The following is a 14,253-nucleotide window of genomic DNA, read 5'->3' as shown; positions in this document are numbered from 1 at the left end:
GGAGGTGTGACCCCGGTCACAGAAAGCGAAACTTCGAGGAACCGATGAAGCGATTTTTCAAGTTCGACCAGCACCACACCTCCTACCGCCGCGAGACCGTCGCCGGAATCACCACCTTCCTGACCATGGCCTACATCATCATCGTCAACCCGGCGATCCTGGAGGCGGCGGGGATCCCCCGGGGCCCCTCCACCACGGCGACCATCGTGGCGGCGGTCTTCGGCACGGTGATGATGGCGCTCTACGCCAACCGCCCCTTCGCCATCGCCCCGTACATGAGCGAGAACGCCTTCATCGCCTTCACGGTGGTGAAGGTCCTCGGCTACACCTGGCAGACGGCCCTGGGGGCGGTCTTCGTGGCCGGCATCCTCTTTACGGTGCTCACCGTCTTCAAGGTGCGGAGCTGGCTTGCCGAGGCGATCCCCCTCTCGCTCAAGTGCGCCTTCGCCGTCGGCATCGGGCTCTTCCTCACCTTCATCGGCCTCAATGAGACCGGACTCGTCACCCTCGGCGTTCCCGGGGCGCCGGTGAAGATGGGGAACATCGCCTCGCCGTCGGTGCTCCTGGCGGTCTTCGGCTACCTCCTCACCGTCTTCCTCATGACGCGGCGGATCCGCGGCGCCATCGTCATCGGCATTGTCGCCACCACCGTCCTCTCCATCGCCTGCGGCGTGACGCCGATGCCGAAGGAGTTCGTGAGTCTCCCCCCCGACCCGACCCCCATCGTCGGGCAACTCTCCATCGCCAATGCCCTCGACTTCCGCTTCTTCCCGGTGGTCCTCACCATCTTCATCATGGCGTTCCTCGATACGGTGGGGACCCTCATCGGCCTCTCCATGCGGGCCGACCTCCTGGACGAGGCGGGGAACCTGCCGGAGATCGAGAAGCCGATGCTGGCCGATGCCCTGGCCACCACCGTGGCGCCGCTTCTGGGGACCACCACCACCGGCGCCTACATCGAATCGGCCGCCGGCATCGAGGAAGGGGGGCGCACCGGCTTCACCGCCCTGGTCGTGGCGGGGCTTTTCCTGCTGTCGCTCTTCTTCTCGCCACTCTTCACCATCGTTCCCCCCCACGCCTACGGCATCGCCCTCATCGTCATCGGCTCCTTCATGGTCGAGCCGATCAAGCGGATCGATTTCGACGACTTCACCGAGCTCGTCCCCGCCTTCCTCACCATCGTCCTGATGATCTTCACCTACAACATCGGGGTCGGCATGTCCACGGGGCTCCTGACCTATCCCCTCCTCAAGGCGGCGGCCGGCCGCGGACGCGAGGTCTCCGCCGGCATGTGGGTGCTGGCGCTGCTGGCGATGTCGCTCTTCATCTTCTTCCCCAAGATGTAAGGGGGCGTCTCCGCCCCCTTCCGCATGCTGTATTACGCCCGCTGCGAGGCGCATGTTTTTTCCATGCAGCGCCGCTTCGGGGCAAAGCGGCGCTATTGCAACAGGTTATGGGCAGCGGGGTGGCGTGGTCGCCGCATCTCTCCGGTTGTTCTGTATGATTCCCCTATACGGAGCGGCGCTCCGCCGATCCAATCCGGGCCGGTATCAATTTAAAATAATCTGTAATATCAGTATGTTGATAAAAAATGCTTAGATGGCATTGGAGTGGCATGCTCGCTGCTATTAAGAAAAACAAATGCAGTCACTATCCCGAGAGAAACCGAGGAGGATGCCATGAAAACCACAGCCAAAGCACTTATCGCCGTTATCGCCAGCGCTTCTTCTTCCTTCGCCGCCAGCGGCGCGGGGATGGATGAAGGCGGATTCCTCGCCCCCCTCTTCCTGGCATTCGGTGCCGCCATTATCGCTCTGCAGACTCTTCCGGCCCTGGTGATGTTCGGCTCGATGCTGAAGGGGCTCTTCTCGCCCAAGGCCGAAGAGGCACGGTAGCGGAAGAGGATGTGAAGCGATCCGGGAGTGGGGCCATAAGAACAGAATCCCGCGCAGGATGCGCGCGAACGAAGGAGGACGTCGTGAAAACGAGAACGGTAGCCAGCGTACTGGCAATGATCCTGGGAAGCGTGACGACGGCATTGGCCGCTTCGGGAGCGCGGGAAGACAACAGTGGGGTGGTATGCTGGATTTTCCTCGGCTTCTGCGCCCTCATCGTGGTCGCACAGCTCCTCCCCGCGGTTCTCACCATGATCGGCATGGCCAAAGGGGTGGCGGAAAGCATCGGGACGAAGGCCGAGGCGAAGAGCTGAACCCGCTGTACTGAATGACTAAGGGACGACTATGGAACGGACTGACGAATAGGGCCGTCTCCCGGCAGGGGGGCGGCCTTTCGTCATGCTGCAGGGAGGGGGGCTTCCCTACGCGGCAATTGACAAGAGCGCCGCGGGAGCAATAAAGTAACCGGGTGCGCGGAGGGACGGGGAGATACCCTGCGGCGCCCCGGAGGTCATGATGCTTACGACGCGAATGAAGATTACGCTGGGGCTGGTGGCGACGATCGTCGTCCTGGCCCTGGGGGTGGCCGGCGGCTGGAGAAGCCGGGGAGAGGCTGGCGGAGGGAGCGGGGGAGCTTCCCTGAAGCTGTTCCGCGAGGTGCTCTACCACATCCGGACGAGCTACGTGGAGGAGGTCGACCGGAAGAAGCTCCTGGAGGGGGCGGTGAACGGGATGCTCGCCTCCCTCGATCCCCACAGTGCCTATCTCCCCCCCGAGCCGTTCACGGAGATGAAGGTGGAGATGGCGGGCTCCTTCGGCGGGCTCGGCATCGAGATTACCCTGAAGGAGGGGAAGCTCATCGTCGTTTCCCCCATCGAGGATACCCCCGCCTGGCGGGCCGGTCTCAGGAGCGGCGACCACATTGCGAAGATCGACGGGACGCCGACCCGCGGGCTGACCATTACCGAGGCGGTCAAGCGGATGCGCGGCGAGAAGGGGACGCGGGTGACCCTGACGATCCTGCGGGAGGGGGAGGCGAAGCTGCTGGTGGTGCCACTGGTGCGCGACGTCATCAAAACCAGGAGCACCAGGGCCCGGACCCTGGAGCCCGGCTACGGCTATGTCCGGATCGGTCATTTTCAGGAGCGGACCGGCGAAGAGCTCGCTGCCGCCCTGGCGAAGCTGCGGAAGGAAAACGGCGGAAACCTCCGGGGGCTGGTGCTGGATCTCCGCAACAACCCCGGCGGGCTCCTGGATGCGGCGGTCTCCGTGGCGGGGCGGTTCGTCGGCGATCGGCTCGACAACGGCCTCATCGTCTATACCGAGGGGCGGGAACACTATGCCAGCCGGAAGTTCAGCGCCACCGTCGGCGAGAAGGAGCCCCGGTATCCGATGGTCATCCTGATCAACGGCGGCAGCGCCAGCGCCTCCGAAATCGTGGCCGGGGCACTGCAGGACCACGGCCGGGCGGTCATCATCGGGACGCCGAGCTTCGGCAAGGGATCGGTGCAGACGGTGATCCCGATGCGCGACGGGGCCGGGCTCAAGCTGACCACCGCCCGCTACTTCACCCCCAAGGGGCGCTCCATCCAGGCCAAGGGGATCGTCCCCGACATCGTCGTGGAGAGCGCCGAGCTGAAGGCGGTGAAGGACGAGCAGCGGGAGGATTTCCACGAGAAGGATCTGGATAACCATCTCGGCGGGGAGAGTGACACGGCACCGAAGGGGGGGGGCAAAAAGTCGGCCGCGCCCGTGGCAGCCGCCGATGACGCGAAGAAGGACTACCAAGTGGTGCGGGCCCTGGATCTCCTCAAGGGGTGGAATGCACTGGGTACGGTGACGGGACGCTAGGGCTGCCCGGTCTCCGGATGCAAAAAGGCCGCTCCCCGTGGAGGGAAGCGGCCTTTATTGCGTCCGGGTTCAGCCGGCGATCAGTCGGCGGCCGGCTCGGCGTCCAGTGCCGATTCCGGCGCCAGTTCGTCGAGGTTGTCGCCTTCCAGCTCCTCGTCCCCTTCGCCGTTCAGCACCCGCTGCATTCTCGTCTCGTCCAGCTCTTTCTCCCACTTGGAGACCACCACCGTGGCCACGCCGTTGCCGATGAGGTTGGTGAGGGCGCGGGCTTCCGACATGAAGCGGTCGATGCCGAGGATGAGGGCGAGGCCCGCCACGGGGATGGTCGGGATGGCCGCGAAGGTGGCCGCCAGGGTGACGAAGCCGCTGCCGGTGACCCCCGCCGCCCCCTTGGAGGTGAGGAGGAGGACCGCCAGGATGGTGAGCTGCTGCTGGAGGGTGAGGGGGGTGTTGGTGGCCTGGGCCACGAAGAGCGCCGCCATGGTCAGGTAGATGGAGGTGCCGTCCAGGTTGAAGGAGTAGCCGGTGGGAATCACGAGGCCCACCACCGATTTGCGGCAGCCGAGGTTCTCCAGCTTGCTCATCATCCGGGGGAGCGCCGACTCGGACGACGAGGTGCCGAGGACGATGAGGAGCTCTTCGCGGATGTAGCGGATGAACTTGAGGATGCTGAAGCCGCAGAGGCGGCAGATGGTCCCGAGGACCACGAAGATGAAGAGGAGGCTCGTCAGGTAGAAGCTTCCCATGAGCATGCCGAGTTTGGAGATGGAGCCGACGCCGAACTTGCCGATGGTGAATGCCATGGCGCCGAAGGCGCCGAGGGGGGCCGCCCGCATGATGATGCCGACGATGCCGAAGAGGGTGTGGGAGATCTGGTCAATGATCTTGTAGACCGCCTTCCCCTTGTCGCCGAGGGCCGACAGGGCGAAACCGAAGAGGACGGCGAAGAGGAGGACCTGGAGGATATCCCCCTTGGCGAAGGCGTCAACCACGCTCGACGGGATGATGTTCATGAGAAAGTCGGTGGTGGTGCTGTTTTTGGCCGTGGAGGTGAAGGCGGTGAGGGCCTTGGTGTCGAGCTTGGTCACGTCGGCGTTGAAGCCGGCGCCGGGCTGGATGACGCTCACCACCACCAGGCCGATCACCAGGGCGAGGGAGGTGACCACTTCGAAGTAGAGGAGCGCCTTGGCCCCCACGCGTCCCACCTTCTTCATGTCCTCCATGCCGGCGATGCCGGTCACGACGGTGCAGAAGATAACCGGGGCGATGATCATCTTGATCAGCTTGATGAAGCCGTCGCCGAACGGCTTCATCGCCACGCCGGTCGCCGGATAGTAGTAGCCGACCAGTACCCCGAGCGTGATGGCGATCAGCACCTGGAAGTACAGATACGAGAACAGCTTCTTGACCCTCATGATTCATCTCCCCCTATGGTAAGGTGATAAGGTGGTAAGACAGTACAGTTATCTGACTTATCATGTTCGTGTTTACAGGGTCAATAGGAAATGCCCCTGCTGCGATCACTTTTTTCCCCGACACAAGACAGGCACGAGGGATGCGCGCAATAGTGACGGGAATCCGGGAAGAAATGGTTATAAGCTCCGCACGAACGAGAGCGCGACGCACCGGGTGAGGGTGGTCCGGCAGCGACGGCGGAGTGATTCCAGTCCGCGGAAAGAGGGATGGAATCGTGAGCTGGCAAGGAGAGAGTCGGCCGAGGTGGCCTGTGGGGAACGATGAGAGGGAACGAAGGGGCGCGCGGCGCCCCTTGGTCGTTGAAATCAGGACAGCGGCGTCGGCGGGGCGGTGTGGCGGATGTCCTTCCCCTTGAGCATGAAGATCACCATCTCTGCCACGTTGGTGGCGTGGTCGGCGATCCGCTCCAGGCACTTGGAGATGTAGTTCAGCTTGATGGCCCGGCTGATGGAGGAGGGGTCCTCGATCATGAAGGTGAGAAGCTCCCGCTGGATCTGCTCGTTCAGGTCGTCCACGAACTGGTCGTCGCGGCAGACCTTGATGGCGAGGTCGGCGTCGCCCCGTACGAAGGCGTCCAGGGACTCCTTCACCATGACGCTGGCGCAGGTGGCCATCCGGGGGAGGTCGATGTACGGCTTGAGCGGCGGCTCGTCGTTCAGTTCGATGGCCCGCTTGGCGACGCTGGTGCACTGGTCGCCGATCCGCTCCAGGTCGGTCACGATCTTGAGCGCCAGGGTGATGAAGCGCAGGTCCCGCGCCGCCGGCTGGCGCAGGGCAAGGACCTGGAGGCATTTTTCGTCGATCTCCATCTCCAGGTGGTTGATCTCATGATCGATGGCGATGGTCCTGCGGGCCAGGTCCGAATCGCGCTCCACCAGCGCCTTCATGGCGTCGGCGATCATCTTCTCCACTCGCCCCCCCATCTCCAGGAGCTTGGAGCGGATATCGTTCAGTTCGGCGTCGTACTGCTTGAAAATGTGTTCTTTTTCCATGGGTGGTCAGTTCTCCTCGGTTCGTGCTGGGGCGAGCCCCGCTGAGTTGCGATTGCGGGCTAGCCGAACCGCCCGGTGATGTAATCTTCGGTCTGGCTCTTCTCGGGATTGGTGAAGATCTTGCGGGTGGTGTCGCACTCGATCATCTCTCCCATGTAGAGGAACGCCGTGTAGTCCGACACCCGGGCCGCCTGCTGCATGTTGTGGGTGACGATGACGACGGTGTAGCGCTCCTTGAGTTCGTTGATCAGTTCTTCGATCTTGACGGTGGAGATCGGGTCAAGGGCCGAGCAGGGCTCGTCCATGAGGATCACCTCGGGCTTCACCGCGATGGTCCGGGCGATGCAGAGCCGTTGCTGCTGGCCGCCGGAGAGCTCCATGGCGCTGCTTTTGAGGCGGTCCTTCACCTCGTCCCAGAGGGCGACCCGCCGCAGGCTCGATTCCACGATCTCGTCGGCCTCGCTCCTTTTGACCCTGCCGTTCAGCTTGTAGCCCGCGATGACGTTATCATGGATCGACATGGCGGGGAAAGGGTTCGGCTTCTGGAAGACCATCCCGACCCGCCGGCGGATGACGACCGGGTCGACGCCCCGGCCGTAGATGTCGTCGCCGTCGAGGAGGATCTTGCCGGTGACCTGGGCCTGGGGGAAGAGGTCGTGCATCCGGTTGAGGGAGCGGAGCACCGTGGACTTGCCGCACCCCGAGGGGCCGATGATGGCGGTGACGGTGTTCTCGGGGACGTCGATGCTGACCCCCTTCACTGCGTGGTTCGAACCGAAGTGGACGTTGAGATTGTCGATTTTTACCTTGGCGTTCATTCAATACCTCTGGATATGATGGCGAGGACGCGCGTCAGCTTTGATACTTGCTCCGCCCCAGATAACGGGCGGTGAGGCTCAGGGCGAACATCAGCGTGACGAGGACGAGGGCTCCGGCCCACGCAAGCCGGTGCCAGTCCTCGTAGGGTGCGATGGCGAAGTTGAAGATCTGCAGCGGCATGGCGGCGATGGGCTCGGTCAGCTTCCTGCTCCAGAACTGGTTGCCGAGGGCGGTGAAGAGGAGCGGCGCCGTCTCGCCTGCGATCCGCGCGATGGCCAGCAGGATGCCGGTCAGGACCCCCTTCATGGCGCTGCGCAGCGTTACCCGCAGGCTCGTGCGCCAGAGGGGGACCCCCAGGGCCAGGGATGCCTCCCGCAGCGTGTCGGGGACCATCTTCAGCTGCTCTTCCGTGGTGCGGAGCACGATGGGGATCATGATGAGCGCCAGGGCCACTGCGCCGGCCAGGGCCGAGAATTTCTTCATCGGCACGACCATCAGGGTATAGGCCACCATGCCGGTGATGATGGAGGGGACGCCGGAGAGGACGTCGGCCGCGAACCGGATGACGCCGGAGATGCGGTTGCCGCCATACTCGACGAGGTACATGGCGCCGAAGATTCCCACCGGGATTCCGAGCCCCGAGGCGAGGGCGATCAGGAGGAAGGAGCCGACCATGCCGTTGGCCATGCCTCCGCCGGTTTCGCCGGTGGGCTTCGGAATGTGGATGAAAAAGTCGGGCGACAGGGAGCTGAACCCCATCTTGACGATATGGGTGAAGATGATGACGAGCGGCAGGAGCACCGCCAGGGTTGCCACCCCCATGGAGAGGATCATGAACCCGTTTTTCAGGTTGCGGGTGGATGGCGTTCTCATTTGGCACCTCCGGTGGCGGCCCTGCGGGTCATCCCCCAGAGGAGGAGCCGTGCCAGGACGTTGATGGCCAGCGTAACCGCCAGGAGGATCAGGCCGATCTCCATGAGGGCGGCGCCGTGGAGTTTCGAGGAAGCCTCGGCGAACTCGTTGGCGATGACGCTCGGCATGGTGTAGGCCGGCGAGAGGAGCGATAGCGAGATCTGTGGCGTGTTGCCGATCACCATGGTGACTGCCATTGTTTCGCCGATGGCCCGGCCGAGCCCGAGGATCACCGCCCCGAGGATGCCGGAGCGGCCGTAGGGGAGAACCGCCATCCGGATCATCTCCCAGCGGGTGGCGCCGAGGGCGATGGCTGCCTCGCGCTGGCTCTGGGGGACCGCCAGGAGCACCTCCTTGGTGAGGGAGGTGATGATGGGGATCACCATGATCATCAGGATGAAGACGGCGGCGAGCATGCTCACCCCGTAGGGAGCCCCCGTGAAGAACGGGAGAAATCCGAACTTGTCGATGAGAAAGGGTTGGATCGTGCTCTGGAGCCACGGAGCCATGACCAGCACCCCCCAGAGGCCGTAGATGACGCTCGGGATCGATGCCAGCAGCTCAACGAGGGCTGCCACGACTGCGCCGAATTTCTTCGGGGCGATCTCGGTGATGAAGAGGGCGGTCCCGACGGCGAGGGGGGTGGCCAGCAGCAGCGCCAGGAGCGACGAAACCACCGAGCCCCAGACAAAGGGGAGGGCGCCGAAAGATTCCTGGACGGCGTCCCAGTCGCGGCCGGTGACGAAGCTCCAGCCGAACTTTTTGATGGCCGGGAGGCTCTGATCCACCATCTCCACCACCATGACGGCGATGATGACGAGGATGCTGAAGGCGAAGAGGACCGTGATCCCCTTGAAGACGAAGTCGCCGTTCACTTTCCCACTGACTTTCATTCTGCGCAACGGCACTTCATCTGACACGGTCTCCTCCTCATTGCCCGCCTCCGGCGTGATGGGTGCTTCTGCGGGGGTGATATTCATGGGGCTTCCTGGGGTGCGCCGCGGTTGTTACGGCCGCATCGTTCGTTACCGGTTCTTAACATGATTGTAATAATGCGGTGCGCGGAAAAAAGCCCGGACGGAGACGCTCGACGAGCGGTCCGGCCGGGCCGTTGACCTGTTACTTGATGGTCTTGATGGTTTTTTCCACCATCTTCTTGACGTTCTCCGGGAGCGGCGCATAGAGGAGCGGAGCGGCCATCTTCTGGCCGTTGTGGAGGCTCCAGTTCAGGAATTCAACCAGTTTCTTCCCTTTAGCGGCGTCCTTCTGGTGTTCGTAGACGAGAAGCCAGGTGAAGCCGACGATGGGGTACGCATCCTTGCCCGGCTGGTTCACGAGGGAGAGACGGTAGTCGGCCGGCATGTGCTTGACGGCGGCAGCCGCGGCAGCGCTGGTGCTCTGGATGGAAGGCTCGACCCAGTGACCGCTCTTGTTCTTGAGGGTGGCGTAGGGGAGCTTGTTCTCGAAGGCATAGGCCAGTTCTACGTAGCCGATGGAGTCGGCGGTGGTCTTCACCTGGCCGGCGACCCCTTCGTTACCCTTGCCGCCAAGGCCGACGGGCCACTTGACCGAGGCACCCTTGCCGACTTTTTGGGCCCATTCGCCGCTTACGCCGGAGAGGAAGTCGGTGAAGATGCTGGTGGTGCCGCTGCCGTCGGAGCGGTGGACAACAACGATCGGCGCGTTGGGAAGCTTCACGCCGGGGTTGTCGTCGGCGATGCGCGGGTCGTTCCACTTGGTGATCTTGCCGAGGAAGATGTCGGCCACGTCATCGACCTTGAGCTTAAGCCCCTTCGGTGCGCCGGGGACGTTATAGGTGACAACGACGGCGCCCATGACGGTCGGGATGTGGAGGAGCTTGCCGGGGGCGGCCGCCAGTTCCGCATCGGAGAGGAACTTGTCGCTGGCGCCGAAATCGACGGTCTGGGCAGTGATCTGCTTGATGCCGCCGCCGCTGCCGATGGACTGGTAGTTGAATTTCACCGACGGGTCGATCTTGGCGTACTCGCTGAACCACTTGGAGTAGAGCGGGTAGGGGAAGGTGGCGCCGGCGCCGTTGATGAGGGTCTCGGCCCCTGCCTGGCCCGCCACGGCGGTGGTCGCCATAAGCGCCAGCAGTGCGATCCCTTTGCGTATGGTGTTGAACATTGCTGCCTCCTTGAAGATGTCGTTTAACTGTTGCAATAATAGGCCGCCAATTGTTACAGGCGGGTTACGAAATTCGTAAGAGTGGGTGAACTCGCGGTGAATTGGGAGGTTATCCCGAATGAAAGGTCGGTTTCTCAGAGCTCCTCGCGCCGGCTCCGGGGCGAGAAGCGCACCGCGATGATCCGCACCGCCGCCAGCGACAGGACCAGGGCGATGACCATGGCGACCTTCTCCCACGACATCTCCCGGTACCAGAAGGCCATCACCTCGGTAAGAACCGTGACGAGGACCGTGTCGATGATGTAGGTGACCTTGACCCGTCCTTCAGAGAAGTAGGCCAGCGCCGTCCGGAGGATTTCCACGATGGCGAGCACGGTCAGGACATCCACGAGGATCGTCCTGAACGCTCCGTGGGAATCGGGTGAAAAGACCAGCCGGATATCGTAAAAGGTCCAGACGATGCCGGCCAGGATCGCCGTCAGGATGGCGGTGATGAGCAGGCTCAGGAGCGCCCGCGCCGAGATTTCGAAAAATTTGGTCAGCTTCAGGTCCAGTACGTCTTCTCTCCACATTCAATGTTCTCCTTTGTCGGATGCTGGAAAAGAGCGTAGACCGGTTCCGTTACGGCGGCGTGTCCGGGTGGTGAGGAGTGGGAAACTATTGACATTGCTCTCTTGAGCGGTATTGTGCGTGGGAACAACGTACGCGAGGTGAGACATGGACAGGTTCGTAACCCATCTGCGGGGGCGGTTCGTAACAGGGCTCTTCATCGTGGTCCCCCTCGGCATCACCCTTTTCATCCTGAAGTTCCTCTTCAACTTCGCCGACGGCATCCTCGGTTCGTACCTCGACGCCTTCTTCATCGCCATCACCCACCATAACTACTACTTCCCGGGGCTCGGGATGATCACCGGTGCCGTGGTGATCTACCTGACCGGGGTCCTTGCCACCAACGTCATCGGGACGCGGTTGATCCGATGGTGGGACGGGGTCCTGTCGCGCATCCCCCTCGTCAAGTCGATCTACACCTCCAGCAAGCAGCTGACCCAGGTCTTTCAGGAGGGGAAAAGCTCGTACCGCCGGGCGGTCTTCGTGGAGTGGCCCCGGAAGGGGGTGAGGGCGGTGGGATTCGTCACCGCCGAACTGGAGCGGGAGGGGGAGCGGCTGGTGGTGGTCTACGTGCCGACCATGCCGAACCCCACCTCCGGCTTCGCCCTCTTCTTCCGCGAGGAAGAGGTGATGGAGAGCGGGATGACGGTGGAGGATGCGGTGAAGTTTGTCGTCTCGGGCGGGGTGGTGGTGTCGTGACGTCTTACGCCTTTTTCAGCGTGAACCAGAAGGTCGAGCCCTTGCCGTGCTCGCTCTCAACCCCAACAGTGCCGCCGTGGAGCTGGACGATGTGCTTCACGATGGAGAGCCCCAGGCCGGTCCCCCCTTCCTCGCGGCTGCGGGCGGCGTCGACGCGGTAGAACCGCTCGAAGATCCGCGCCAGGTCCGTGGGGGGGATACCCATACCAGTGTCCTTCACCCCCACCTTCACCAGGGGCCCTTCATCGGAGACGAGGAGCGAAACGGACCCCCCCGGTGGCGAGTACTTGATGGCGTTGTCGAGGAGGTTGATCAGCACCTGCTCCAGCCGTCCCGGGTCGGCGAGAATGATGGGAGCTGCGGTGAGGCGCGAGCAGTCAACGGCGATCTCCTTGGCGGCGGCTTTCTGCTCCAGGAGTTCGGCCGCGTGGCGGGCGACCCGTTCCAGGTTCACGCCGGTCAGTTCCAGGCGGAGCGTCCCCGATTCGAGCTGGGAGAGGGTGAGGAGGTCGCCGATCAGGTTGGCGAGTCGCTCCGAGTGGCTGTAGATGATCTCGATGAAGCGTCGGGCCCGTGCCGGGTCGCTCTCAAGGGCACCGGCGATCAGCGCCTCGGCGTACCCCTTGATGACCGTCACCGGGGTCCGCAGTTCGTGGGAGACGTTGGCGACGAAATCGCGGCGGATCTTTTCGAGCTTCTTGATATCGGTAATGTCGTGAAAGACCGCCACCACCCCCTGGAGCTCCCCCTCTTCCGTGAGGGGAACCCAGTGGGTCAGGACGTTCCTCTCGTCTCCGAGGCCGAGGGTCAGCTCTTCGAGCCGCTCGCTCCCCGAGGCGACGATGGACCGGAAGGCGTCGTGGAGCGCAGGGTGACGGGCGATCTCGATGATGTAGCGCCCTTCGACGTTTTCGGTGAGGGCGAAGAGTTCGAGAAAGGCCGGGTTAACCAGGGTGATCTGCCCCCGGGCGTCGGAAACCATGAGACCTTCACCCATGCCGCGCAGGATCGTGTCGAGCCGGCTCTTCTCCGCCGAGATCTGCTCCATGTGGCTCTCGATCCGGGCCGACATGTCGTTCATCACCCGCGCCAGCTCTCCGACCTCGTCGCGGGTCGTCACCGGAATGCGGCGGCTGAATTCGCCCGAGCCGATCTGGGTGGCGAGGGTGGTGATGGTGCGGAGCGAGCGGGAGGTGACGCGGGAGAGGATGTAGCTCAGCACCAGGGCGATGACGAGGCCGAGGAGGAGGGATGCCGCCAGAAGGGTCCGGATGCTTGCCTTTGCCTTTTCCAGGGAGGTGAGGGGGAGTGCCAGGCGGAGGATCCCCTTTTCTCCAGCGGCGGTGCGCAGGGGGATCGCCGTATAGAGCATGGGGGTCTTGAGGGTTGCGGAGTACCGGATGGCACTCCCCGTGCCGTTTTTGAGGGCGGCCTGCACCTCGGGGCGCTGGAGGTGGTTCTCCAGGCCTTCGAGCTGGGAAGGGGGAACGTCGGAATCTCCAACTACCCGCCCGTCGGCGAGGATGATGGTGACCCGGGCGCGGATCTCGCCCGAGATGGCTGCGGCGGTACGGGGGGCGTCGCGTCCCATGTCGCCGATGTCGCGCAGCGCGATGAGACGAGCGAGGCGCGTCTCGCTGGAGAGGTTTTCCCGGATCTCATCGGCCAGATGGGTGTCCAGAGTGTAGGAGAGATAGGCGAAGAACACCCCGCCGATGAAGAGGACGAGGACGAGGTAGGAAGCCATCAGCTTCCACTGGATCCGGAATCTCACTGCTCCTCCATCTTGTAGCCGAAGCCCCTCACCGTCCTGATCAGGTCGCCGGCCGGCCCGAGCTTGGTCCGCAGGCGGGTGATGTGGGTGTCGACCGTGCGGGTGTCGCCGACATAATTGTAGCCCCAGACGTTTTTCAGGAGAAGGTCGCGGCTCTGGACGCGGCCGAGCCGCTCGGCCAGGTTGAGGAGGAGCTTGAACTCGGTGGTGGTGAGGATGATCTCTTCACCGGCCACCTCCACCTGGTGCCGGGCGGTATCGATGGTCACCGCCCCGATGTTGAGGATCTTTCCATCGGGCTTGTCGGGGAGCGACCGGCGCAGGACCGCCTTGACCCGAAGGAGCAGTTCGCGGGTGGAGAACGGCTTCACCACGTAGTCGTCGGCACCCACCTCGAAACCGACCACCCGGTCGATCTCTTCACCCCGCGCCGTCAGCATGATTATGGGGATTGTCGCCATCTTCTCGGATTTTTTCAGCATCTTGCAGACATCCATTCCCATGACGCCGGGGAGCATCAAGTCGAGAAGGATCAGGTCCGGGTGGTGGGCCCGGGCTGCCTCCAACCCGCTCGTGCCGTCGAATGCCGTGATGGTCCGGTACCCTTCCTTTTCCAGGTTGAATGCCACCAGTTCCGCCAGATCTTTTTCGTCTTCGATAATCAGGATCGTCTTCATGGGGTTCCGTTCTCCTCGCCGCCGATGGTAGCGGGAGAATATTGCAGTTGTGTTACGGTTGTGTAAAACAGCCGTAAAATCGAGGCTTACAGGGCTTTCCACAAAATCTGTGGATAGGGTTGTGGATAAAAATGTTGCTAAACGGTAAAGCTGAAATAAAACAAATGCAAATAGCGTATTGCCTAATATTTGGGCACGTTTTTGAGGGGCAAATTTTGCAAAAAAATTCAGAGATAATAACTACTTATTGTAAGATGTTGAAAAGAAAGTGGTATCGAGTTGTCAAGAATTATTTTGACAAATGTAACACGAAGCGGAAAGGCAATGAACAAATAATACCCCGTTTGAATAACTTGACTTGCCGCAGGAGGCATGGTAATTCGTAAAGCCTTAAAAAATCA

At 62.7% G+C, this 14,253-nt stretch carries 14 protein-coding genes; 5 read left to right on the top strand and 9 right to left on the bottom strand.

Annotated features, from left to right (window positions below):
* Window positions 1-44 precede the first annotated feature (44 nt).
* From GPICK_RS11220 to GPICK_RS11205, 4 genes are all read left to right on the top strand, one after another.
* Window positions 45-1,346 (top strand): NCS2 family permease, encoded by a 1,302-nt coding sequence (locus GPICK_RS11220; RefSeq protein ID WP_039743251.1) that lies wholly within the window; start codon window positions 45-47, stop codon window positions 1,344-1,346.
* A gap of 333 nt (window positions 1,347-1,679) precedes the next feature.
* Entirely contained in the window at window positions 1,680-1,895 is a 216-nt protein-coding gene (locus GPICK_RS11215; protein WP_039743249.1) for a hypothetical protein, read from the top strand.
* An 83-nt stretch (window positions 1,896-1,978) separates the two neighbouring features.
* Window positions 1,979-2,209: a hypothetical protein gene (locus GPICK_RS11210; RefSeq protein ID WP_039743247.1), complete on the top strand. Its 231-nt coding sequence runs from the start codon at window positions 1,979-1,981 to the stop codon at window positions 2,207-2,209.
* A gap of 202 nt (window positions 2,210-2,411) precedes the next feature.
* Window positions 2,412-3,746, top strand: a complete 1,335-nt coding sequence (locus GPICK_RS11205) for a S41 family peptidase (protein WP_039743245.1) — start codon at window positions 2,412-2,414, stop codon at window positions 3,744-3,746.
* An 80-nt stretch (window positions 3,747-3,826) separates the two neighbouring features.
* Here the strand turns inward: GPICK_RS11205 and GPICK_RS11200 are convergent, their stop codons facing one another.
* The 7 genes from GPICK_RS11200 to GPICK_RS11170 all read right to left on the bottom strand — a co-directional run bounded on the left by GPICK_RS11200 (window position 3,827) and on the right by GPICK_RS11170 (window position 10,665).
* Complete coding sequence (locus GPICK_RS11200) at window positions 3,827-5,161, bottom strand: dicarboxylate/amino acid:cation symporter (protein ID WP_039743243.1); 1,335 nt, start codon at window positions 5,159-5,161, stop codon at window positions 3,827-3,829.
* A 366-nt stretch (window positions 5,162-5,527) separates the two neighbouring features.
* Window positions 5,528-6,214: a phosphate signaling complex protein PhoU gene (gene phoU / locus GPICK_RS11195; protein ID WP_039743241.1), complete on the bottom strand. Its 687-nt coding sequence runs from the start codon at window positions 6,212-6,214 to the stop codon at window positions 5,528-5,530.
* A 59-nt stretch (window positions 6,215-6,273) separates the two neighbouring features.
* The gene (pstB, locus tag GPICK_RS11190) at window positions 6,274-7,032 is read right to left on the bottom strand and encodes a phosphate ABC transporter ATP-binding protein PstB (RefSeq protein WP_039743239.1); all 759 of its coding nucleotides are present in this window, start codon (window positions 7,030-7,032) and stop codon (window positions 6,274-6,276) included.
* Window positions 7,033-7,066: 34 nt separating this feature from the next.
* Window positions 7,067-7,906: a phosphate ABC transporter permease PstA gene (gene pstA / locus GPICK_RS11185; protein ID WP_039743237.1), complete on the bottom strand. Its 840-nt coding sequence runs from the start codon at window positions 7,904-7,906 to the stop codon at window positions 7,067-7,069.
* Window positions 7,903-8,838: a phosphate ABC transporter permease subunit PstC gene (gene pstC / locus GPICK_RS11180; protein ID WP_039745682.1), complete on the bottom strand. Its 936-nt coding sequence runs from the start codon at window positions 8,836-8,838 to the stop codon at window positions 7,903-7,905. Before pstC ends, pstA begins: the two co-directional genes overlap by 4 nt.
* Window positions 8,839-9,064: 226 nt before the next feature.
* Window positions 9,065-10,093: a phosphate ABC transporter substrate-binding protein PstS gene (pstS, locus tag GPICK_RS11175; protein ID WP_039743235.1), complete on the bottom strand. Its 1,029-nt coding sequence runs from the start codon at window positions 10,091-10,093 to the stop codon at window positions 9,065-9,067.
* 134 nt (window positions 10,094-10,227) lie between these two features.
* On the bottom strand, window positions 10,228-10,665 hold the full coding sequence (locus GPICK_RS11170; protein WP_039743234.1) for a phosphate-starvation-inducible PsiE family protein: 438 nt from the start codon (window positions 10,663-10,665) through the stop codon (window positions 10,228-10,230).
* Window positions 10,666-10,810: 145 nt separating this feature from the next.
* Between GPICK_RS11170 and GPICK_RS11165 the strand changes: the two genes are divergently transcribed.
* The gene (locus GPICK_RS11165; protein ID WP_039743232.1) at window positions 10,811-11,401 is read left to right on the top strand and encodes a DUF502 domain-containing protein; all 591 of its coding nucleotides are present in this window, start codon (window positions 10,811-10,813) and stop codon (window positions 11,399-11,401) included.
* Between the two features lie 4 nt (window positions 11,402-11,405).
* Here the strand turns inward: GPICK_RS11165 and pnpS are convergent, their stop codons facing one another.
* Both pnpS and GPICK_RS11155 read right to left on the bottom strand, forming a co-directional pair.
* Window positions 11,406-13,175 (bottom strand): two-component system histidine kinase PnpS, encoded by a 1,770-nt coding sequence (gene pnpS / locus GPICK_RS11160; protein WP_039743230.1) that lies wholly within the window; start codon window positions 13,173-13,175, stop codon window positions 11,406-11,408.
* A complete protein-coding gene (locus GPICK_RS11155; RefSeq protein WP_039743228.1) occupies window positions 13,172-13,852 on the bottom strand; it encodes a response regulator in 681 nt (226 codons plus the stop codon). The genes pnpS and GPICK_RS11155 overlap by 4 nt, the downstream gene beginning before the upstream one ends.
* Window positions 13,853-14,253: the final 401 nt, after the last annotated feature.

This window comes from Geobacter pickeringii, from assembly GCF_000817955.1.
Taxonomy (GTDB): domain Bacteria; phylum Desulfobacterota; class Desulfuromonadia; order Geobacterales; family Geobacteraceae; genus Geobacter; species Geobacter pickeringii.
Note: the sequence above shows the minus strand (reverse complement) of the source record. Positions and strands in the feature narration are given on the sequence as shown.